This is a genomic window from Oculatella sp. LEGE 06141 (genome assembly GCF_015207605.1).
In the GTDB taxonomy this organism is placed as follows: domain Bacteria; phylum Cyanobacteriota; class Cyanobacteriia; order Elainellales; family Elainellaceae; genus Oculatella.
Genome location: NZ_JADEWO010000047.1, coordinates 1 through 23700 on the forward strand (window position 1 = coordinate 1; position 23700 = coordinate 23700).

At 52.8% G+C, this 23700-nt stretch carries 15 protein-coding genes and 1 pseudogene; 8 read left to right on the forward strand and 8 right to left on the reverse strand.

Going from position 1 to position 23700, the window contains the following annotated elements; translation table 11 throughout:
* A pseudogene (locus IQ268_RS24055) lies at positions 1-127 on the forward strand (photosystem II q(b) protein); the annotation flags it as partial.
* Positions 128-211: 84 nt separating this feature from the next.
* On the opposite strand, the gene IQ268_RS24060 reads toward IQ268_RS24055, so the two are convergent.
* On the reverse strand, positions 212-1852 hold the full coding sequence (locus IQ268_RS24060; protein ID WP_193884518.1) for an alpha-amylase family protein: 1641 nt from the start codon (positions 1850-1852) through the stop codon (positions 212-214).
* A gap of 478 nt (positions 1853-2330) precedes the next feature.
* Here IQ268_RS24060 and IQ268_RS24065 point away from each other — a divergent pair, with 478 nt between their 5' ends.
* Positions 2331-5291 carry a glycerol-3-phosphate acyltransferase gene (locus IQ268_RS24065; protein WP_193884520.1) on the forward strand — a complete coding sequence of 987 codons (2961 nt, stop codon included), beginning with the start codon at positions 2331-2333 and terminating at the stop codon, positions 5289-5291.
* A 113-nt stretch (positions 5292-5404) separates the two neighbouring features.
* On the opposite strand, the gene IQ268_RS24070 is transcribed toward IQ268_RS24065, so the two are convergent.
* Entirely contained in the window at positions 5405-5938 is a 534-nt protein-coding gene (locus IQ268_RS24070; RefSeq protein ID WP_193884522.1) for a Dps family protein, read from the reverse strand.
* A gap of 888 nt (positions 5939-6826) precedes the next feature.
* Between IQ268_RS24070 and ppsA the strand changes: the two genes are divergently transcribed.
* From ppsA to IQ268_RS24090, 4 genes are all read left to right on the forward strand, one after another.
* Positions 6827-9229: a phosphoenolpyruvate synthase gene (gene ppsA, locus IQ268_RS24075; protein WP_193884524.1), complete on the forward strand. Its 2403-nt coding sequence runs from the start codon at positions 6827-6829 to the stop codon at positions 9227-9229.
* A gap of 471 nt (positions 9230-9700) precedes the next feature.
* Positions 9701-10306, forward strand: coding sequence for a DedA family protein (locus IQ268_RS24080; RefSeq protein WP_193884526.1), 606 nt, complete (start codon positions 9701-9703; stop codon positions 10304-10306).
* Positions 10307-10453: 147 nt separating this feature from the next.
* Complete coding sequence (locus IQ268_RS24085) at positions 10454-11413, forward strand: TIGR03885 family FMN-dependent LLM class oxidoreductase (RefSeq protein WP_193884528.1); 960 nt, start codon at positions 10454-10456, stop codon at positions 11411-11413.
* A gap of 125 nt (positions 11414-11538) precedes the next feature.
* On the forward strand, positions 11539-11745 hold the full coding sequence (locus IQ268_RS24090) for a hypothetical protein (protein ID WP_193884530.1): 207 nt from the start codon (positions 11539-11541) through the stop codon (positions 11743-11745).
* Between the two features lie 27 nt (positions 11746-11772).
* Here the strand turns inward: IQ268_RS24090 and IQ268_RS24095 are convergent, their stop codons facing one another.
* The 5 genes from IQ268_RS24095 to IQ268_RS24115 all read right to left on the reverse strand — a co-directional run bounded on the left by IQ268_RS24095 (position 11773) and on the right by IQ268_RS24115 (position 19051).
* Positions 11773-13233, reverse strand: a complete 1461-nt coding sequence (locus tag IQ268_RS24095; RefSeq protein ID WP_193884532.1) for a hypothetical protein — start codon at positions 13231-13233, stop codon at positions 11773-11775.
* Between the two features lie 11 nt (positions 13234-13244).
* The gene (locus IQ268_RS24100; protein WP_193884534.1) at positions 13245-14411 is read right to left on the reverse strand and encodes a glycosyltransferase; all 1167 of its coding nucleotides are present in this window, start codon (positions 14409-14411) and stop codon (positions 13245-13247) included.
* Positions 14412-14727: 316 nt separating this feature from the next.
* The gene (locus IQ268_RS24105) at positions 14728-16272 is read right to left on the reverse strand and encodes a carotenoid oxygenase family protein (RefSeq protein WP_193884536.1); all 1545 of its coding nucleotides are present in this window, start codon (positions 16270-16272) and stop codon (positions 14728-14730) included.
* A 58-nt stretch (positions 16273-16330) separates the two neighbouring features.
* Positions 16331-17797, reverse strand: a complete 1467-nt coding sequence (locus IQ268_RS24110; protein WP_193884538.1) for a folate/biopterin family MFS transporter — start codon at positions 17795-17797, stop codon at positions 16331-16333.
* A 144-nt stretch (positions 17798-17941) separates the two neighbouring features.
* Entirely contained in the window at positions 17942-19051 is a 1110-nt protein-coding gene (locus IQ268_RS24115; RefSeq protein WP_193884540.1) for a calcium-binding protein, read from the reverse strand.
* A 95-nt stretch (positions 19052-19146) separates the two neighbouring features.
* Between IQ268_RS24115 and IQ268_RS33085 the strand changes: the two genes are divergently transcribed.
* Complete coding sequence (locus tag IQ268_RS33085; protein WP_255527260.1) at positions 19147-19281, forward strand: hypothetical protein; 135 nt, start codon at positions 19147-19149, stop codon at positions 19279-19281.
* A gap of 82 nt (positions 19282-19363) precedes the next feature.
* Complete coding sequence (locus tag IQ268_RS24120) at positions 19364-20692, forward strand: hypothetical protein (RefSeq protein ID WP_193884543.1); 1329 nt, start codon at positions 19364-19366, stop codon at positions 20690-20692.
* Positions 20693-20748: 56 nt separating this feature from the next.
* On the opposite strand, the gene topA is transcribed toward IQ268_RS24120, so the two are convergent.
* Complete coding sequence (gene topA, locus IQ268_RS24125) at positions 20749-23547, reverse strand: type I DNA topoisomerase (RefSeq protein WP_193884545.1); 2799 nt, start codon at positions 23545-23547, stop codon at positions 20749-20751.
* Between the last annotated feature and the right edge of the window lie 153 nt (positions 23548-23700).

The window sequence follows — 23700 nt, forward strand, 5'->3', positions numbered from 1 at the left end:
AGTGATTGGCACCTGGGCAGACGTACTCAACCGTGCGAACCTGGGGATGGAAGTGATGCACGAGCGCAACGCTCACAACTTCCCGCTTGACCTGGCTTCTAGCGAAGCACCCAGCATCGTTGGCTAAGCAGTCATCTAATTGAATTAGATGTTTCTCATAGTTAACTAGATTGAAAGCGCCCCACATGGGGCGCTTTTTGCATGATGAGACTTATATATAATGGTTTCCCAAACGGAACCAGCGATAACCGTAGCCCTCCAGGTCTAGTTCATAAGAAGATCCCTTGATCGGTTCGTACGGCTTATCTCCAAGCAACTCAATCAAGTGACAAGCATCATCATCAATCTTCAGTGACACGGTGCAAGGCTCTTTGCCCAAATTGTGGACGGCGATCACAGCTCGGTTTTGCCAATCGCAGCGATGAGCAAAAACGCAAGGATTTTCAGTGGCGATCGCCGTAAAGTCTCCCCAGCCATACTCCGGGCATTCCTTTCGCATCCGAATCGCGCGTTCCATCCAGTTCAGCAGAGACTCTGGATCTCGCCGCTGATCGATGACGTTCACATGCTTGTAGCTAAACTCGCCTTCAGACACAACCGGCAGGATGAGCTGATCGGCAGACGCTTTAGAGAAACCAGCATTAGGTTCGTTCGACCACTGCATTGGCGTTCGAGCCGAATTTCGTTCCTGCAAAGATAGGTCATCGCCCATGCCGATTTCTTCACCAAAGTTCAGCACTGGGCTACCCGGAAGAGTCAGCATCAAGCTGTAGGCCAATCGAATACGTCGCTGATTGCCATTCACCATCGGCGCAAAGCGGCGACGAACCCCCCGGTCATAAATCCACATCAGTTCTTTGTCGGGGGCAAACTGAGCCGCAACTTCATCCTGCTCAGAATCGGAAAGCTTGTCTAGAGACAATTCATCGTGGTTGCGGACAAAGTTCGCCCACTGTCCTGTATGAGGGATCTCAGGCAGCATGTTCAGTCCTTGCAGCAGTGTCTCAGCACTCTCCCTGGCCAGAGCCAGAAACATATACTGATTGCCATAAAAGCTAAACAGCATTTGCAGCATATCCCCATCCCCAAAATAGTTCGGGAGATCGTCTGTAGAGACATTAGCTTCTGCCAGGATAATGGCATCTCCTCGCCGCCAGGAGAGAAAGTTTCGCATCTCCTTCAAATAGAGAAATGGATCTTCGACATCGGGTTCGACCCCTTCTCTCATAATTTCAATCAGGAAGGGAGCCGCATCAACCCGGAAGCCAGATACGCCCAGCGCTAACCAGAACCCCATAATTTTCTGGATTTCCTGACGCACCTCTGGATTAACAATGTTGAGGTCGGCCTGGTGGTCGTAAAAGCGATGAGCGTAGTAGGCTCCTGCCTCCTCGTTATACGTCCAGGTGCTTTTTTGTACTCCTGGAAAAATAATTCCTTCTTCCGCGTCTTCAGGCTTTTCATCTGCCCACACGTAAAAATCACGATACTTAGAATTCTTGTCTTTGCAGGCAGCCTGAAACCAGGGATGTTGGTCGGATGTGTGATTGACAACCAAATCGACGATGATGCGAAGGCCACGTTCTTGCGCCCGACGCGTGAACTGAACAAAATCGCCCAATGTACCTAACCGAGGATCGACGTTGTAATAATCCTTTACGTCGTATCCATTATCTTTGTTGGGCGTCGGATAAAACGGCATCAGCCAAATGCAGGTGATACCCAATCCGGCGATGTAGTTGATTCGCTGCGTCAGTCCTTCAAAATCACCGATGCCATCACCATTGGCATCCATATAGGTTTCAACATCAATGCAGTAGAAGACAGCGTTTTTGTACCAGAGGTCTAACATGGAAGCAACTCATAGGGTTGGACTTAGACGAACAGCGAACTGAGTCTGCAAGCATGGAGCAAGGATTATAACCACAGTTTGGTTTGACAATGGCTTGCAGTAACGACCCTACTCATTTACAAAATCGTTCCGTAGCGTTGCTGAATCGTGGTTGAATTTCCCCTACTGCCCCACTATGGAGAACGTCTGAACCTTCAAAGCCCCTCAGAATGAGGGAATACCAGGAGGCGATCTGAGCCATGCTCGCTCAACGATTCACCTATCCATTCAGCAACGCCCATATTGTGATTGTTCATTCCTGGTGATACTTCTCGCTCAAGGTAGAAATTAACCCGCTATTGGACGAGATCCGTCCGGCAAAAAATGGAGGGAGCCGGTTCAGCCTGAGCAATGGCGTTTTAGGATTTAGGTTGGGGCACCCGCCACAGGCTCCTGCCATGAGACGATCTGTGCTGAAGGTTAAACGCTGTTTAGACGCATGACACTTACGCAGGTTTGGGGTTCGCTGATCATCTTTGTGGTTTGTCCACTGTTGGGCGGTTTGCCGCTCGTTGCCTGGATCACCTATGGTTTGACGGGGCGACGGCTGGCTCGCTTGGGCACCGGAAATATCAGCGTATCGGCAGCGTTTTACCACGGTGGACGACTGGCAGGAACGTTAGCCGTTCTCTCTGAAGCTTTTAAGGGAATTGCAGCGGTTTTGCTGGCTCGTTTCTTTTTTCCGTCTGATCCGGTGTGGGAAGTGATCGCCCTGGTTGCCCTGGTGATGGGGCGATTCTGGATGAGCCGTGGGGCAGGAACCACCAATGTGGTGTGGGGATATATTGTCCATGATCCGATCGCCGCAGGGCTACTTTTTTTAATCAGCAGCATTGGCTTCACCATTTTGCGGGAACGGCAGTTGGGGAAACTGAGCGTGCTGGTGTTGCTGCCGCTGATCACCGCATTGCGGCACCCAACCGATGGGGCGCGGATTGGTGCTACGGTGACACTTAGCCTTTTCCTCGCCTGGATCTATCAAAAAATTCCAGATGATTTAGATTTACCTGCTAACCCAACACGGGGACAAGCCCAACGCATGTTTCGTTTTTTTCGCGGCGATCGCGCCACCCTCTCACTGGATCAACCGCTTTCTGCCACCAAAGTTGGTGCTAAAGCCGCCACCCTCGGGCAATTAAACCGGTGGGGATATCCCGTACCGATGGGCTGGGTGCTACCGCCCGGTGATGATCCAAAACCGTTAATTGAAGCATTGCAACCCTCAACCGATCGCCCGTTGATTGTACGATCGTCTGCCATTGGGGAAGATAGCGACGTTGCCTCAGCCGCCGGACAGTACGAATCGATTGGCAATGTTACGAGCCAACCCGCTTTAGAGCAGGCGATCGCTCAGTGCCAGATGTCGTATACCCTACCTGCCGCCATACAGTACCGCCAAACCAAAGGCATGGCTGATACCGGAATGGCCGTGCTGATTCAAGATCAAGTTGCAGGCGTTTTTTCTGGAGTAGCCTTTAGCCGCGACCCTATTACCCGCCAGGGCAATGCGGTGACGATTGAAGCCTTACCCGGCTCGGCTAAACAAATTGTCTCTGGGCAAGCCACCCCAGAACAGTATCGGGTGTGGATTGGCGACGGTGATGTGCAACCAGCTCACCCAGGCACCCCAGACCCGCCGCCCGACTGGATGTTGCCCGATTCCCTGACCCTGGCAACAGAAGGCGAAGGCGATGTGCCGCTGCGCTTAATTCAACAGGTGGCGTATTTAGCACGTCATATCGAAGCGCGGTTTCATGGCACGCCCCAGGATATTGAGTGGAGCTATGACGGTCAGCACCTCTGGCTATTGCAGTCTCGACCCATCACTACGCTGCTGCCGATTTGGACGCGAAAAATTGCCGCAGAAGTGATACCGGGGTTTATTCATCCGCTGACCTGGTCCATTAACCGTCCATTGACCTGCGGCGTTTGGGGTGAAATTTTTACAGTGGTATTGGGGCCACGAGCCACGGGGCTAGACTTCAACGAAACCGCAACGCTACATCATTCTGCGGCGTACTTTAACGCCTCTTTGCTAGGGCAACTCTTTCAACGGATGGGCTTGCCACCTGAAAGCCTGGAATTCTTGACTCGGGGTGCAGCCTTTAGCAAGCCTCCTGTGCAATCAACGATACGAAACGTACCTGGTTTGTTGCGGTTGCTCAACCGCGAACTAAAACTGGAAAGCGACTTTAAACAGGATGACCAGGCTCACTTTACGCCCGGTTTAGCAGACTTAGCGCGGCAGTCGGTCGATCGCCTTGCACCCAACGCACTATTTAGCCGCATTGAGCAAATTTTGGAGCTGCTCAAACGGGCTACCTATTACAGCATTTTGGCTCCACTCAGTTTCGCCGTGCGGCAGGCGGCTCTTAAGGTGGACGATCCACTGTTGGACAATAGCCACGCACCTGAAGTGGACTCGCTGCGATCGCTGCAAGCCATTGCGGTCAACGCCCGTGGTTTGCTTAACCTGAACCAGCTTAGCCCCCAAAGTTCGGTGGTGTTTGCGGCGTTGGCCGAACATCCAGAGGGACGGCTGATCTTGCAACGGCTGGATCAGTTTTTCGATCGCTACGGCTATTTAAGCGATGTGGCAACCGATATTGCCGTTCCCACCTGGAAAGACGACCCGCGCCCCGTACGGGAACTGTTCACCCGGTTTTTATTTAATCCACCTACCAATGGAGCCAAGGCGAACGCAGCCCAACCGCCATCGTCACAGACCTGGAAGGTACGGCAAGTTCAGCAACGCTTGAGCTTAAAGGGCAAGGTAACGACCGTCTATAGCCAGTTGTTAGCCGAACTGCGCTGGAGTTTTGTGGCGCTAGAACATCGTTGGCTCAGTGCTGGCGTACTTAAGCAACCTGGAGATATCTTTTTCTTAAAATTCGATGAGATTCAACAGTTGCTCAACCAGACCGATCTCGATTTAGGGCAACGCATGACTAAAATGATTGCGGCACGGCGATTGCAGTTAGAGAGCGATCGCCAAATTAACCCTATTCCTGTTCTGGTCTACGGCAACGAGCCGCCTGCTGTCACCGAAGGGCAATGGCGCTTAAGCGAGAGAAACTCGGTCAATCAACTCAGCGGCATTGGAGCCAGCCCTGGCAAGGCAGAAGGGCGAGTCTTGATTTTGCAGAATTTGCAAACGGTGCCTGCGGTCGATCGCAACACCATTTTGGTCGTTCCCTATACTGATTCGGGATGGGCACCGCTGTTAGCTCAGGCAGGCGGCTTCATTGCAGAGGCAGGGGGACGGCTGTCGCACGGTGCCATCATTGCCCGCGAGTACGGCATTCCAGCCGTCCTGGATGTTCATCAGGCTACCCAGCAGCTTCGAGACGGGCAGACAGTCAGGATTGATGGACAGCAAGGCACCGTTGAAGTGTTGTAGCGTCCTGCTGTACTTTCATGCTGCAACGCCACAAAAAAGCAGCCCCTACAGGCTGCCGGTTGTTGAGCTATGAGTGTTGTTAGTGGAAGTTGGGAAGTCTCATTCTAAAAAAATTAATTGACGCTAACGGCTTGCTTGCCGGTAGTGCTATTGTCGCCTTTGAGGGACTCGCCTTCAATAAAGGAACGCAGCATCCAGGCCATCTCTTCGTGACCTTCCATCAAGCCGGTCAAGAAGTCAGCAGTACCCTGGTCGTTATACTTTTCGTCGCAAGCATCAACGTGCTCTCGCAAGTTACGGATCACTTGCTCATGATCATCAGCTAGACGAGCAACCATCTCGTTTGCGCCGGGAACATCATCTTGATGCTCTTGGATGGTGGCATACTTCAGAAAGCCACTAGCAGTACCGATAGGGTAACCACCCAACGCCCGGATTCTCTCGGCAAGGCTGTCAATCGTCTCGGTTAGAGCTTGATAATGCTCTTCCCACAGTTCATGAAGGGAACGGAATTGGGGGCCAACCACATCCCAGTGGTATTTTTTAGTTTTGATTAGCAGTAGATAAGCGTCTGCCAAATCATGATTTAGCAAGTCACAAACGCCATTACGGGCTTCTTCTGATAAACCAATGTTGATCTTACGCATTGTTATAGGCTGTCCAAATCTTGACTCCAGTTACTAGTTCAACAGACTGCTTTTGTTGCACCATCAATCCAACGGAAGATTGTGGAATCTGTCGCCTGCGGATTCTATCAAAGGGTAGGGAATTTCTGTGTCGATTGCCGAGCAACCTGACTGGTTTAAGCCATTCAGGGCATTTCTTAAATAAAAAGCAGCCATCATAAACGATGGCTGCCCGAAACGTCTAATTCTCTTATAAGACCCTACTGCCGATGAAACGGTTTGTCCGTTGTTTCACGCAGATCTTTACAAAAAGCAACAAAATCTGAATTTTGGAACAGCGATCGAGATTGCTTCAACTGCTACTGTGCTGGCCTGGGGAGAGTATCATAAATTTCCTTTTGGGTTGGGTCAGACCTCAATCCCATATGAAGACCCACAGCCAGTAGGCAAAGTGAAATAACTAAAACACTAAACAGCAAGTATCGATACTTCTTCACTGTCGGAGAGGTTATCTGAGGGGCTCAATAAAAAGACAGCCTCACCCCCACTGTAGAAGCTGTCGAAACCAAGTTGCACAATTGTATTTCTCAACTAAACCATTCTGCTAAACGGCTGACCTCAACCCTGGGACAGAGAACGGTCAGGTCGAACCGTTGGCCTCTCCTGGAAGCAAGTTCCGCCGAACGTCTGAACCCTGCGTGAATAAACCGACTCATTATTAATATTCTTTACTCAACGATCGACTGTTAATCGGTGCTGCGATCGCTCCAACACAACAAAGAGAAGGCTTGTAGCGATTGCCCCCATCAGGATAGAGGGCTGCACGTCGTACGGTTCATTCGTAAGGATAAAGATAGGGAAGATCGAACCCTTGCTTTAAACCTGTATTCGAACGACAGAGGAAAAACGATGGGAACGGCAAACGGTAGTAATCCATTTGTGCGCTGGTTTGAGACTTTAAATGCTCAGGATGTCGAGATAGTGGGCGGCAAAAATGCGTCTCTCGGTGAAATGATTCGATCGCTCAAAGCAGAAGGGGTTCACGTGCCCGACGGATTCGCCACCACGTCTGATGCCTACTGGAGCTTCCTGGAAACCAATCACTTAAAAGAAAAAATTCAAACCCACTTACATGAACTAGAAATTGGCAAAAAGAACCTGGCGCAGGTCGGCAAGGCCATTCGCAAACTGTTTACCAATTTGCCGTTTCCAGAGGATGTTGAACATGCCATCCGTGACGCTTACCGAACCTTGAGCCGCAACTACAGCGTAGACGATGTGGATGTTGCCGTTCGCAGTAGTGCCACCGCCGAAGATTTACCCAATGCCAGCTTTGCCGGACAACAAGAGACGTTCCTTAACGTTAGCGGTGAAGAAGAACTGTTACATGCTTGCCGTGAATGCTACGCCTCACTGTTTACCAACCGCGCCATTAGCTACCGCCAGGAGCGTGGCTTTGAACACATGCAGGTCGCTTTATCGATTGGCGTTCAAAAAATGGTGCGCTCTGATCTGGCAGGTGCAGGGGTGATGTTTTCCATTGACACCGAAACCGGGTTTCCCAACGTGGTCATTATTAGTGCCGCGTGGGGACTGGGTGAAAATGTGGTGCAGGGTACAGTAACGCCCGATCAATACACTGTGTTTAAGCCACTATTACCCAATGACCAACTTCAGCCCATTCTTGAAAAAACGAAGGGCAGCAAGTCGAAGAAGATGGTTTACTCCACCGAAGGTAGCAAGACGATCAAAAACGTGAATACCTCCCGCACAGAGCGTCAATCGTTTGTGCTACAGGATGACGAGATTTTGCAACTGGCGCGATGGGCCTGCACCATTGAAGCCCATTACGGTTGCCCGATGGATATGGAGTGGGCTAAGGATGGCAAAACGGGCGAGCTGTCGATCGTGCAGGCGCGACCCGAAACCGTGCATTCCCAGCAAGTGGCAGGTTCCTTCCAAACCTACAAATTGAAACAACGGGGCGATCGCCTCGTCACCGGACTCAGCATTGGCGATGCGATCGCCTCTGGTAAAGTGTGCCGCGTTCTCAGCGCTAAGGACATCGACAAAGTAGAAGATAACAGCGTCCTGGTAACTGAGATGACCGATCCCGACTGGGTGCCAATTATGAAGCGAGTGGCGGCGATCGTCACCGACTATGGTGGGCGCACCTGCCATGCAGCGATCGTTAGCCGAGAGTTGGGAATTCCGGCGATCGTGGGCACAGGCGATGCCACACGGGTACTTCGCAACGGGCATGAGGTCACAGTTTCCTGTGCCGAGGGCGACCAGGGCAATGTCTACAATGGCCTCCTCGACTTTGAAGTAACGGATATCAACCTGGATGATGTCCCCGACATTGACACCAAAATCATGATGAACATTGCCAGTCCGGCGGCAGCGTTTCGCTGGTGGCGGCTGCCAGCAGCAGGGATTGGGCTGGCGCGAATGGAGTTTGCCATCAACAACATCGTTAAAATTCACCCGATGGCGCTTGTTCACTATGACGAACTCCACGACAAAGATGCCTGGAAGCAAATTCGTGACCTGACGCGAGGATATGACGACAAACGGCAGTACTTTGTTGAAAAGCTAGCAGAAGGCATCGCCAAAATTGCCGCATCGCAATACCCTGACCCGGTGATTGTGCGAATGAGCGACTTCAAAACCAACGAATACGCTAATCTGCTGGGTGGGCAACAGTTTGAGCCAGAGGAAGAAAACCCCATGTTGGGCTTTCGGGGAGCCTCTCGCTACTACAGCGATCGCTACCGAGATGGTTTTGCGCTGGAATGTCTGGCCATGAAGCGGGTACGCGAAACCATTGGATTTGATAATGTCATCCTGATGATTCCGTTTTGTCGCACCCTCGAAGAAGCCGACCGCGTCATTGGCGTGCTGGCAGAAAACGGGTTAAAGCAGGGCGAAAACGGCCTTCAGCTCTATGTCATGTGTGAAATTCCTTCTAACGTATTTTTAGCAAAACAGTTTGCCGAGCGGTTTGACGGCTTCTCCATTGGCAGCAACGACCTGACTCAACTCATTTTGGGAGTCGATCGCGACTCTGGGGAACTGTCTCACCTGTTTGATGAGCGCAACGAAGCGGTCAAAATGGCGATCGCCAGCGTTATTGCTGCCGCCCATGCCGCTGGCCGCAAAGTAGGCATTTGCGGTCAAGCCCCTAGCGACTATCCTGAATTTGCCGCGTTTCTGGTAGAACAGGGCATTGACTCAATCTCGCTTAATCCAGACAGCGTCATTGAGGTGAAGCAGCACATTGCCAGCATGAAACCAGAGCGATCGCCCTAAGCTGGACATTGGTTTGGCAAATCCCGCTTTACGGCGATTTACAGGCATAGAGACGCGAATATTCCCTTCCCTATGCCTGTACGTCGTTCTTACGAGGGTTGTTGCCAGAATCTCTCCCGTAGGATAGGTGAAGGTTGGCGGCTTCCCCTTCATGCTTTTAAAGACGGATTCCGCGCCTACGTGCGTCAGCCATTTTTAGTGCGAATGGATATCAGGCAACGATTGCTGCAATTGGAAGACCTATTGCAATGGTCAACGTTGCGGCGATGTAAGCAGTAACGAAAGCTCGGTTGCCCCTACAACTGAGACTTCACAACGGCGGAGGTGCGATGAACAAATCCACCGAACCAGCGCATCGAGTGGATGGGGCGATCGCTGAAGGGCAGAGTCCTGCTTACGGCACATAACCTGACTCAATCAAGCAAACGACTTCCAGTCTAGACCGAGAGACTTAATATCTGGACAGAGGCTATGTTGGAATGGATTGTAAGTACCGTTAGCTCGCTGGGTTATCTGGGCATCACTTTGCTGATGTTTCTAGAAAACCTGTTTCCACCCATTCCTTCAGAGTTAATTATGCCACTGGCGGGCTTTACGGCTTCCCAGGGGGAACTAAACACCGCACTGGCAGTGGTGGCGGGTATTGTTGGGTCTGTGCTGGGCGCACTGCTGTGGTATTTTATTGGCGACTGGGTTGGTGAAGCACGCCTGAAGCAAATTGCTGACCAGTACGGCAAATGGCTCACCGTCTCCAGTCAGGACATCGACAAAGCGTCCGGTTGGTTTGAACGACGAGGTAGCTTTGCCGTTTTTGTGGGTCGAATCATTCCAGGAATTCGCACGTTTATTTCTGTCCCTGCTGGCATCAGCCGAATGCATTTACTGCCGTTTCTGGTGTACACCACCCTGGGCAGTGCCGTTTGGGTAACGTTGCTAACGTACTTGGGCTACAGTCTTGGGCGAAATTACCCGGTCGTTGAACGGTTCATTGGCCCTATATCGGCCATTATTTTGCTTTCGTTGATGACGGCTTTCGTGGTCTGGGTAATCAAACGCAGACAGCAGCGAGGGCAATAGTGACTTGGGCATTGCTGCTGTGGTGTCACCATGCGGGTGGGCGTTTGCAAAACGCCCTACAGCAGGAATAAACCCACATTTTGCATCCGTCAGGCGATAACGCCATGAATGGTTTTAAGACACCTACCCACAACTGGTTAAATGGTCATGGTTAAAATTGGATATCACGCGTCCCACGAACAGTTCAAACCCAGTTCGTTGCTGCGATGGGTACAACTTGCTGAGCAAGCCGGATTCACAGCAGGCCATTCCTCAGAACACTTTCATCCATGGGGAGAAGAACAAGGACAAAGCGGATTTGCCTGGTCTTGGTTGGGAGCCGCTATGCAGGCCACGTCCTTTCCCTATGGCGTCGTTTGCGCTCCCGGACAGCGATACAATCCTGCCATCATTGCCCAGGCTGCCGCCACGCTGCAAGAAATGTTTCCCGATCGGTTTTGGGTTTCGGTGGGTAGCGGTCAGGCTCTGAATGAGTGTATTACAGGAGATGTATGGCCGATTAAATCAGAACGAAATGCCCGGTTGAAAGAGTGCGTTGAGGTGATGCGGGCACTCTGGGCCGGAGAAACCGTTACCCATCACGGGCGTGTTTGCGTGGAAGGAGCCAAGCTGTATACTCGACCTGAACGCCCCCCGCAGTTGATCGGCGCAGCGGTCACGGCTAAAACGGCAGAATGGTTGGCCGGATGGGTGGATGGACTGATCACGATCTCGCGTCCCCCCGAACAACTTCAGGAAGTCGTGGATGCCTTTCGTCGGGGTGGGGGCGAAGGTAAGCCCATGTATCTTAAGGTGCAGCTTTCTTACGCACAGGATGACATCACTGCTCGCCACGGCGCACATGAGCAGTGGCGCAACAACATTTTTGAGAATAGTTTGATGACTGAGTTGCGATCGCCTGCTCAGTTTGATGCCGCCGGACAGTTTGTGAAGCCAGAAGAACTCGATGGCTTTGTTCGCATCTCTGCCGATCCACAGCAACATATTGCCTGGTTAGAAAAGGACATAGAACTCGGCTTTAGTCGGCTGTTGCTCCATAACGTTAACCGAGAGCAGGAGCGATTCATTGAGGTATTTGGCGAAAAAGTACTGCCAGCCCTATCGTAAGCGACCCGATACGTTCAAGACACCGGACATTACAAGTTCCGCTACCCCTGTCAGCTTGTCTAAAAAGTAGGTCAAACCTGAGTTACGCTTATTTCTCGTTACCCTTATCGTGGAACCCACACACGATGGACGATTACATCCGAGGAATGCTGGCGATCGTACTGGGATTTGCCTTTTTGCTCAGTCTAGGCGTTCTGGGACTGGGGTTATTTCGTGCCTTCTCCAGCGGCAACTGGTTTCTGGCGATCGTTTATGTGGTGCTATGGCTGGTTGCCGTTCGCTGCGGCATGTATATCAACCGTGTAGTTGACCAATCCTTGAGCGATCGCTAGCCCTTGAGCCATAATACAGCCGCATCACTAGCGGAATCGATTGGGATGAGACTGCGATCGTCGTCCATAGCTGTCAAACGTGGGGCGCTTGCCGTTGCGCTGAGCCGCAGCAGGGGGTAGGTCGGGTTGATAACCGTTTACAGCGACTGCATCTGGGACGCGGTTCAATGAGCGGGCGTGGCGCGACTGCCATTCCATGCCAAGCACAACCACCAGGAATAGCATGTATCCCGGCTCTTCCATCTGCGTAAAGATAAGGCCAAACACCCAAACCGTTAACACCAGGAACTTCGAGAAGTCGGTAGGGCAAAGATAGCGCCAAACAATCACCCAGAGATAGGTGTAAGCAATCAGCCCGGCATAGCCCAGATCGCCCCAGATGGCCGCCCAACCAAAAAACGGCGAGAACATGCTGGATTGATCGCCTAACCAACTGGCTGCCGTAGCGCTCCAAACCGCCTGGCTAGCCGGATGCACAGTCGCCCCCAATGGCATCAACAGATCGCTGTACTCCCGCAGAAACCAGCCACCCAACCGACCCACCGTGTGGCCGGGGCCTAGCCCCACCACCCAGTTCAGCGGAGACTCAAAGTAAGACGGCACCACCCGAAAAGCAGCCGTTTTAAGCAGGGTCGCTTCCCCATCCGAGCCATAAATTTCGGGTCGTGCCCAGGTGTTGAAGGCTGCAAAAGCGGGTACGTTTTGCGTACACCAGTAAAAGATAAAGCCAACCACAACGGCGATCGCTAAATACTTAATCGCTTCGCCAATGTCCTTAAACTTGGTGAACAGCAACAGCACCCCTGCGACCAGAAACACCAGAATCACCTGCTTGGCATCGGCAACCAGCATTTGCCAAAAGTTCGCCAGGAAGACCACAAGCCGCAGCCAGATCGGAACGGTGTGGGCAGAGAGCAAATAATAAGCCCCAAACGTCAGCGCTACAGACGCGCCCACTACATGTCCAGCCCCCTGCCCCAGAAAAACGCCTTTAATAAAGTCTGGGTTATCGCCAATGATGCCAGCCACTTGCAGCACATACTGCCCTAACCCCAGCGCCAGATTAGCAAAACCGAAGTAAATCAACCATTTGGTTACTCGTTCACTACTGGCAGCAGACATGGGAATGCAAACGATCGCCAACAGTAAAATAAACGGTTCAGTAAACAAGAGGAATTCTAGAAACGCATTGATGATGCCAGCATTGTTCACGATGGCGCTGGCTAAAATAACGGCAAAGAAAATGCACAGCCCCGTCAACAAGGTCTGCGTCATGCGAATCTGTCTTCGGTCTTTTGTACGGGTTTGAAACAGGGCAAATCCACAGGCGACAGGGACAACAAACAAATGCACAAAGTTGACCACCGATGGCGCGCCCAATGCATCTAGAATTCGGGGAAAAAAGGCACTGCCAAAGGCTAACAAAATTAACGTTGAGGTGCTGAGATAGGTGGCTGAGCGTTTTGGTTGGTCGATCGCCGTTTTCATTGAACCCTCCTTCAACGCCCGTTTAGCGCCAATTTATAGATGTGCATTAACCGACGGTAGTTTTCCTCGGCGGTGTATTTTTGCTCAAATTCGGCTCTGGCCGCCTGACGCATCGGTTGAAGTTGCTCAGGATGGGCTAATAGCCAGTCCACTGTAGCCGCTAAATCGGTCGCATCTCCTGGTCGAAAATGCAGCCCGGTGCGGCCATGCTCTACTAGCTCGGCGATCGCCCCGATGTTAGCCGCAATCACAGGTGTTCCTTTGGCAAATGCCTCTACCGCTACCCGGCCGAAGGTTTCGTACCATTTCGATGGAAAGACAACAGCCATAGCGTTGCCCATCAGTTCATGAACCTCTGACATCGGTCGTCGTCCTAGCCATTCCACCTTGGGCAGGCGTTTGGTTGCCGCTTCCACCTGCTCAGCCAGCGGCCCTTCACCAACAATTTTGAGAGGAATGGGGTGCTCAAGCTGCTCCCAGGCTGCCAGCAGAGTATCTAAGCCCTTTTCAACCGACAAGCGACCGACAAACAACGCATAGCCCCCCAGACCTTCCCCTACCCCCGGATCGGGAGAGACAAAGTTGGGCTTTACCACAATTTTGTCGGCAGGCAATCCGCCTTCAATAAACTTCTGACGCGCAAATTCAGTCAGGGCAATGTAAACATCCACGTTCTGTGTCCAGGTTTTAAGCGCCCGGTGAACGGTAATCATTGCTGCGGTGACGGTGCTGGCTGCCCGATTTTCGCGATAGCAACTGTGGACAATGCCGGGATACGGCACCGCTTTACCCAGGCAGTCTTCACACACTTTGCCATCCCGGAAAAACAGCGCGTTTGGACAAAGCAGACGGTAGTTTCGCAACGTCTGAACGACGGCAACCCCCTCGGCTCTGGCAGCATAGTAAACCGAGGGCGAAATTTGCGGAAAGAAGTTTTGGACATGCATCAGATGACAGCCCGACTCTTTCAGAATCCGCTGCACCAATTTGTGAGACTCGGCAGACCAGACCGTTCGCACAGCCATAGACAGGGCACTGCTCGCCTCAAGTTTGCTGTTGTCTTCTTCATACACATCAACGTGATGACCGTTCTCGCGCAGTAACCGTTCTTCGGCTTCGCGAGATTCGTCTTCTCCACCTCGAATTTTGTACGTGTTATGTACACTCAGGACGCGCATCGGCACTTCTCCTCTTGGCCATCCCAACGCAGTAAACTATGTTGCTAATCGGGGCATTTACTGAAACCCGACGGGGATGTTGTAGAGCGATCGATCGGCACCCCTAAGTTGCTAATACAACCGTGCGGCTACTGAATCCGGCACCTCTACCCAGCAATAGCGCCGATAACTCTACCGTTGCGTGCCACCCTAACGAATTGAACCGCGTTGTAGCCAGTAAACGCAGCAAGCTTCATCAGATCTTTGAAGCCCCAGCCAAACCGTTTACAGGCTCAACCAGGGCTATGGTGATTTACGGCTTCGGCGCTTCAGCGCTTTAAGCTTTGCCGAAATACTCAGGGGTAAAGGTGCCGTGCAGTCCGTAGGGAATGTGATGCTTGAGGTGCAGCGTTGCGATCGCCCCTCGATTCAAATCAGCGGCATCCAAAATCACCACATTGGTTTGTTCCTGCGCCGCATCATATACGAGCGTCAGCAGCCAGCCATTGTCTTCGGCGCCGTCGTAGGTTTCGCTGGGCAACCCCTCTCGATAGGCAGAGGGCGATCGCGGCACAAAAACGGGTTCGCTTACATACCCTCTGGGTGCAGCACTCCAAATCTGGCGATCGCCCGTTTCTAAATCAACCTTAAGAATTGCCTGCAGCGGCGCATTGCCCTCGGCAGCAGCAGCGGCTCCCAAATACAGGTAACGGTAGGGGCGACCCACATGGCTGGAATGAATTGCCGGAAACTCGCAGCAGCGACCTTCTAACATGCGGCTCTGCACCTGCCTGGTCTGCAAATTAAGCTGGAAGCGCCAGAGCTGCCCCGGCGGCAAGGCTGAAAACTTGACCTCCTGATAGTCTTGATTCGGCTCAACCGCAGGAAAGGCAGGGTAGCAAATGGAATCTACAAAAAGCTGTCCATCCTGCTCAAACGCGTTGGCATGATGAAACACAAACCCAGAGTCCGCCGGAATAATCTGGACGGGTTCCGAGCCGTGACGCGGAATTATAACAATTTGCGTCGGATGTCCAGGCCGGAAGGAGATACATTCAGCCGCACCGCGCAAGCCCAACACAAAGGGCAGCGGGTTGAAGCTAACGGGATTTTGAAAGAAGATGCCGTAGTTTGGCGTAATGGCAAAGTCGTGAATGAAGGCAAACCCCGGAACGGCGTGGGCATGTTGCCGCAGAACCTGGCCTGCCGGGTTGAGTTCGTAAAGGGTAATAGTGGTGGACAACCCCGGCTTGATGGCAAAGTTAACCAGACAAGGAGCGCCGCCGTCCATCTGGCACGCTGGATCGACCCAGGGGTGGGCTGCAAAGGCTGAACCGGGCTGCAACACACCGTCTAAATACTCTCTGCCGATCGTCTCCAGGGTATGCGGGTCAAGGCGATGAGGTTCGGCGGCTTCCCAAAGCGCCAACAGTTTGCCGCCCCAGTAAATCACCTGGGTATTGGCAATATTCTTCAGTTGAAAATCAAAGGCATTGGCAAGCCAGCCTCCCGGCTTTTGCGTGCCAAACACACCCCGATGCAGAATACGGCCAGCCTTTTGCTCGGCCAGAAAGCCATCGGTGCGAACGAATCGGTTACGAAAATGGGCGCGTCCCTGCGAAAAGGCGATCGCGCTGATCATGCCATCCCCATCAAACGGATGGTGAACCCGCTGTCCGTTCACGTCCAGCCGACCAGGGCCGTTGCGAAACAGCGTTCCCTCCAGATCCACGGGAATCTCGCCCTCAACCGATTCGATGAAGTATTCAAACTCCTCGTTTAAGGACTGATACCCTTTTTGCCAATCTTTAACGTTGTATTGTTGAGTGTCTGAATCTGCCACGCGAGAGGTGGCACGTTCGTGAAGTTGAAAGCTTTGCATAGTAAGTAAGCCTCTGGACTAGAGGCAGAAAAAACAGAATTGAAAAATTGGATTGAGCTTAATCGACTAGTTCTTCCAGGGGCTGCCCGGATGGGGCAACGAAGTCTGGCAACAGGACTTGGTTAACAGGCTGTTGATGACCCATTTCTGCCTCCAGCGTTGGTACCGCAGAGGCAGGCAACACCGCTGGAGTGGCGATCGGAACCGACTCTGTCACCTCTCCGGCCGGCCTGCTCGGCAACCACCCTAGAAACGGCAAAGGTAATAAAGTGCTGACGTTGGTGATCACGACCAACAGCCACAGACGTTCAAAATTGCTCTCCGTTACACCCAACAGGTGCATCAACACAGCACCCAACTCGTAGGACAGTAACCCTGCCAGGTTCGTTACCGACATAAGTAGGGCAAACAAGGTGGCTTCCACTCCGGGGGGGCACAGCCGCGCTGCCAACACCAACACTGGCATATAGGCAATTTGACCCATCACAGTCAAAATGAGGCTGTCTCCCAGGCTAAACCAGTGATCGTCAATGCCGATCGCCCGATTCGCATGGGTTACCAGCAACAGAGCCGTCATTCCTAGCACGGCGGAGATTACCGTCGTCCAGCCAAAAAAGGTGCGAAAAGGAACGCTCTTAAAGAAGCGTTGAAACATCCAGACTCCCAGCAAGGAGGCGATGCTCGTTACCAGGCGCACCCGTCCCAAAAACTCTGGCTGAAACCCTAGCTCATTGGTGGTGAAGAAAAAGAAAGCAGAGTCAGCCGTTGGAGTTGCCTGCCAGATAAACAAGAAAGCCGTTGGCAACCAGATCGACTTCTGGGTAACGGCAGTGCGAAGCTGCTTCACCTGCGTCTTAACAATCTCCCAATCGTTAGACAGAGCAACACGGGACTCATTAATTAACCCGGCCACCAGTGAGACAATCAGCGGAAACGTGGCCGTAATGGCAAACACGGTATGGGTACTGAAATGCTCCAGCAGCAAGCCGCTGAAGTAGGCAGTGATCAGTCCACCAAAGGCCGATGCCCCCCAGCACAACGATTGCAGAGAACCCGCATCACGCACCGACTCTTGCCGGGCACGTTCGACCACCAGGGAATCGACAATGACATCGCTCAGCGCAACGGAAAGAGAGCTAAGGGCGATCGCCAGTGTCGCAGCCCATGCCGTATGCACGACAGTCGCCAGTGCCACCCAGGAGCCTGCACCCAGTAACCCCGACAAAATAAGATAAGGACGGCGACGGTAACCAAAGATGGGCAATCCATCGGAGAGAAAGCCAAAGACAGGCTTAATCATCCAGGGAATAGCCGCAATACCCATCAGAGCCGAAACCTGAGCTGGACTCAGGCCCAGTTCATCCTTGAGAAAAAAGCTAACGGCTAATCTCGCCAGCCCTAATACACCCTGAACGCCGTACACCAGCAGAATTGCCATCAATTCGGGACTGGGTTCGTTGCCAAAGAGTATCTTCTCGATCAGGGAATCCTTGAATTTGGTTAAGCCTGGAAAAGATACGGTCATTAACTGCAATCGTTAAGAAATGTCACGTTCTTACTATGATAGCCCTGTCGCTAATAGTGTCCAACGATCGCCACTGAGAGAAATCATCTACTGGGAAGACTTCTGTCTCTCTCTTGAGGCTTAACATAAATTCACAAATAGCGGCTACCCTTCGATGATGAAATCGATTGCCGATAGCGATCGCACTCCGTTTAAAACTGCAAACGCGCCGCTGCTGTTGGCTGAACCAAAGCCGCTCTCTGCGCCGTTTGGGTTGTAAAACAGCGTTTGGGTCGCGCGGCTGAAGACCAATCGTGCGGGGCTGCTCTCGGCCGTCGCATCCGTGTTCACCGAACGAAATTCTGACGCAAGGCTAAAGCCAATGCCAATGGAACTGCTGAGTCCAAAGGTTTGTCGAGAGAGCATGATCGCATCAATCCCCTGCTTAAAGTCGGTGATGGTATCTCTGCCGATATCAGCCGTTTGAAATCCTCTGCCCGTTTTGTAAAGGAACAGGTCAAAGCCTTTCCCCCCGGTCAATACATCGTCTCCGCCTGCCCCCGTAATGTCGTCAACCCCAGCACCGCCCCTGAGGACGTTGTTAGCCGCATTGCCCGTAATTTTGTTGTTTAAGTTATTGCCTCGACCAATCACGGCATTGCCCACCAATTCCAGGTGTTCCAGATGGGCACCTAAACTGTAGTTCACCGAGGAAATGACCGTATCAATCCCCTGAGCCGGGGCTTCCAAGACGCGATCGGCTCGGGTATCCACAATATAGGTATCGTTGCCCGTTCCGCCAGCCAGAAAGTCGCTGCCGCTGCCACCATCCAGGCGATCGTTCCCCCCCTGACCTGCCAGGCGATCGCTCCCGCCCGCGCCGTTCAGCACATTGTTCCCGGCGTTGCCCACAATGACGTTGTTAAGGGAGTTGCCGCTGCCGTTGATGGAACGGTTGCCCAGCAGCGTCAGGTTTTCGATGTTCGCTGGCAGCGATCGCCCGTAGGTCGATTCAATCGTATCAATGCCTTCGTTGGTTCGCTCGGTGATGCGATCGTTCTGGTCATCGGTCACATAGGTGTCGTTTCCCAGGCCACCTATCATGTTGTCTCGGCCAGAGCCGCCATCGAGGCGATCGTCACCATTCCCTCCATCCAGCAGATCGTTGCCGCCCAGTCCTAAGAGCGTATCATTTCCACCCAATCCTTCCAGGACATCATCACCCGATGTTCCTCTCAGCACATTGGCACGAGCATCGCCCTGAATAGTCGCCATCCATACCCTCCGTGATAAGCAGGCAACGCTGACGTGTTGCCTAGAATGGTGTTCACCAGGATACAGACAAACACATCTACTGTTAAAAGTCAGTAATGTTACGTGAAGTTTACAAAATTGAAACCAACCTCACGATTCAAAACCTTGCTGAACTGTGGGATGAATTTGCCAAGGCATCATTCAGCAACGCCAGATTTAGCTCAGGCAAAGGAGCGTTGAGGATTTCATAAAGGCCAGAGAAAAGTACAGTGATTCGCAGCCCGCTTTTTTAGACTGGGAATACTCAAATTAGCGATTTAGTGTATCTCCTCCATGCCACGACTCAACGATCGAGCGTTTGACCTTCTCAGCGCAGAAATTCAACGCTTAACGGGTGACAATGCAGCCAATCAGGTGCGCCGGGATATTGTAATCAGACGATTGGAAAGGCTGCGGACACAACAGGGGCAACCTGCCTCCGTAGACGAGTTGCGGGATGCGCTCAGCGATATCTTTCCCGATTTTGACCAACAGGTACTCGATGCTGCTGCCCGTGCCAATGGTTCTTCTGCTCCGGCATGGTGGCAGATCAAGCTGGCTGCGATCGCCATTGTTGGCCTCACGGGAGGGCTGTACATTCTCAATCTTCCCTATCCCATGATTCGGCGGCCTGTGGCTCGTGTAGCTCCTATTGTGTTACTGCCCAGCTACCTCAGCATGGATTACAACTACCGTCAGGCCATTTCACTGGTCGAACAGGCCGATCAACTGGTGAACCAGGCCAGCAGTCTCAACGATTTTGTGCTGGGAGACGAAAAGGTGAAGCAAGCGCAGAAGCATTTAGATGCGCTACCCGTCTGGTTTTTGGGGTATGAACCCCAACGCTATTGCAGCTTTTTCTCGTGCAGCTTTTTGTTTACGATTGATGAATTCCGGGCAGCTCGAGCCAGCATTGGGCGGATGGAAGCCAAAATTTTTCAGGAGAAGAATGCCCAAACGGCGTTAGACGATGGTGAAACCGCACTAAATACGGCCAAACAGCAGTATCGAGAGGCAACCACTCAACCCGCCCGCACCGAGGCGATCGCGGCATGGCAGGTGGCGCTAGATTCACTGCAACAGGTTCCAGAACAAACCCTGGCAGGGCGGTCAGCCCAAACTAAGCTCATTGCCCACACGCGCGATTTTCAACTGGTGGCCGGTCTAGATGCAGGCAGTAAGCGGTCTAATACGCTAATCGAAGTCGCTAAAGAATTTGCGATCGCCGCTGCTAATGCCAGCCAAAATCCCCCTCACCCAGCCGAACGCTGGGAACAAATGGCCGGTTTATGGCAGGAGGCGATCGCACGGCTCGACCAAATTCCGCTGGACGATCCAGGTTATGTAGAAGCGCAACGGCTACTGGTGAGCTATCAAACGCAGATGGGAACCGTTCAAATGCGCTGGCAGGCGGAGAAAGACTCTGTCCAGGCGTTGACCAATGCCAAGAATGATATTCCACAGTTGTTGGAGGTCAGCACGTCAGCCAGCGACCGGGCCAACGCCAGCCAGCTTCAGCGCATTATTAATCAGCTTTCGGTCGTTCAACCCGGCACAACTGCCTATGAAGAGGCTCAGTCGTTGCTGCAATCGGCGCAGAACAAATTACGGCAGCTTCAATAAATCAAACAGACAGAGAAAAAGGGGGCAGATCGCCCCCTTCGCGTCACGTTACCTTTCTAACCCATGCCCGACTCATCCGGCTTGGTAGTCTTGCGGTTAGAGGTCGTTTTCGAGCTGGAGTTTGAGCTTGACTTTTTCGAACTGGCCTTGGTGGACTTGCGAGTTCCAGACGACTTGGACGTAGAGGCAGTGGATTTTGCTGCTTTAGTGGATTTCGTCGAGGCCGATTTTGCGCCACCCGAAGCCGATTTTGCCGCCTTAGATGATTTAGCGGTAGAGGACTTCGCCGATTTACGACCCGATTTAGAGCCACCTTTAGCGGCCAGAGCCGCCAGGGCTTTTTCCAACGTCATCGACTCCACCGTCTCACCCTCGGGCAACGAGGCGTTGGTTTTGCCGTGTTTAACATACGGGCCATAGGGCCCGTCGTAGATATTAATGGGGTCTTCATCTTCAGGGTGGGCACCCAGTTCCCGCAACGGCGTCGCTGCCGCTTTGCCGCGTCTGCCACGTCCCGACTTCGGTTCGGCTAACAGTTCCAGCGCTCGTTCCAGGGTAACGGTCAGTACGTCATCACTGCCCTTGAGGGAGCGATAGTCTTTACCGTCTTTGCCCTGATCGTGCACCACGTAGGGGCCAAACCGCCCCAAATTAGCTTGAATCTTGGCACCGGTATCGGGATGAACCCCCAGTAACCGGGGTAGCGCCAGCAGCCCCACGGCCATTTCTAGCGTTACATCCTGAATGTTGACTCCCTTGGGCAGGGAGGCTCGCTTGGGTTTGGGGTTCGCCTCAGACTCTTCTCCGAGCTGCACATACGGCCCATATGGCCCAATCAGCATGTAGATGGGTTCCCCTGTCTCTGGATGGAAGCCTACCTTGTCTGGCCCTTCGGTCTTTTGCCTTAGCAGAAACTCGACCTGTTCAGGATCGAGGTCGGATGGCGTTAAGTCCTGGGGAATGGTGGCCTTCACGGGGCCATCCCCGTTCTCCGCTTCCAGATACGCTCCATAGCGACCAATTCGAACTTTGGCTGCGATTCCTTCCAGTTCGATCGCCCGCGCATCGTTGGGATCAATTAGATCTTCGCGTTGCTTAACTTGATTTTCTAGCCCGGTTTCTCCGGAGTAGAACTGGCGCAGGTAAGGGAGCCACTCTGCTTCACCCGTCGAAATTTCGTCTAACGTTTGCTCCATCCGAGCGGTAAAGCTGGTATCGACCAGATCGGGAAAGTTCTTTTCGAGCAGTGCCGTCACCGCAAATGCGGTGAAGGTGGGGATCAGACTGTTGTTCACCATCTGGGCATAACCGCGATCGATGATAGTGCCGATGATGGTGGCATAGGTGCTGGGACGGCCAATGCCTTCACTTTCAAGGGTTTTAACCAGCGATGCTTCGGTATAGCGAGCGGGCGGCTGAGTTTCGTGACCGATCGCCTCTAACTCGGTGCATTCAGGGGTATCGCCCATCCGTAACACTGGCAAAATCACTTCCCGATCTTCCAGTGCGGCTTCTGGATCGTCTGAACCCTCAACATAGGCGCGAAAGAACCCGGGGAAGTCGATTCGCTTACCGGTTGCTTTAAACTCCGCCTCTTCTACCCGCAATTGCACCGTGATGTGCGTTTGTCGGGCTTCTGCCATTTGCGTGGCAACGGTTCGTTTCCAGATCAGGTCATACACCTGGAGATCTCGCCCACTTAGCCCGGTTTCCTGCGGTCGGCGGAAGCTGCTGCCTGCCGGACGAATGGCTTCGTGCGCTTCCTGCGCCCCCTTGCTCTTGGTGGTGTAGCGGCGCGGTTCGGGGCTGAGGTAGTCCTTGCCATACATCTGCTCTACACAGGTACGGGCAGCGGCGATCGCCTGTTGCGACAGGTTCACCGAGTCGGTACGCATGTAGGTGATGTAGCCTTGCTCATACAGGCTTTGCGCCACCCGCATGGTGTCTCGCGCCGAGAGCCGCAGCTTTCGGTTCGCTTCCTGCTGCAAGGTGGAGGTCGTAAACGGCGCGTAGGGTTTGCGGGTTGATGTCCGCTCTTCCAGGTTCGATACCGACCAGGTTTTATCGTGGAGCCGCTCTTGCAGCGTGCGAGCCTCTGCTTCGTTCAACAGCAGCACGTTGCGACCCGCTATGATCTGCCCTGTGGCCTCGTCAAAATCGCTGCCCGATGCTAAGCGAGTGCCGCCTAGCGTCGTTAACCGGGCTTCAAACGGAGTTTTGTCTTTAGCCAGAGTGGCTTTCAAATCCCAATAGCTTCCCTGGCGAAACGCACGCCGTTGCCGCTCGCGGGTAACCAAGACCCGGACAGCAACCGACTGCACTCGACCCGCCGACAACCCCCAGGCAATTTTCTTCCACAGCAGCGGCGACAGGGTGTAGCCCACCAGACGATCGAGAATGCGCCGCGTTTCTTGGGCGCGTACTAGCTGCTCATCAATGGTTCGGCAGTTGGCGATCGCCTCTTGAATTGCGTCTTCGGTGATTTCATGAAACACCATCCGCTTGATCGGCACCTTGGGTTTCAGCACCTGAAGCAGATGCCAGCTAATGCTTTCACCTTCTCGGTCTTCGTCTGTTGCCAGAACCAGTTCGTCCGCATCTTTTAAAGCATCCTTTAACGCTTTAACCACCTTTTTCTTATCCTGCGGAACCACGTACAGCGGCTCAAAATCAGCCTCTACGTTCACGCCGATTTTTGCCCAATCCTCCCCTTTGACGGAGGCAGGGATTTCGCTCGCAGACTGAGGCAGGTCACGGATGTGCCCCATCGATGCTTCTACCTGGTACCCAGAGGGCAGGTAGTTGCGAATAGTGCGGGCTTTGGTTGGAGATTCAACAATGACAAGTGTTGACATGGGATCAATCGCGTTCCGAGAAGACTGACGTAACCGGAATAGTTAAGGCTGAGAGAATAATGCAGACACTAACACTAATCTATCGGTGCCCTTCAGCACAAATCATGGATCTATGAAGTTTCAACCTAGCGGGAGACGTGCGTTGATGCAATA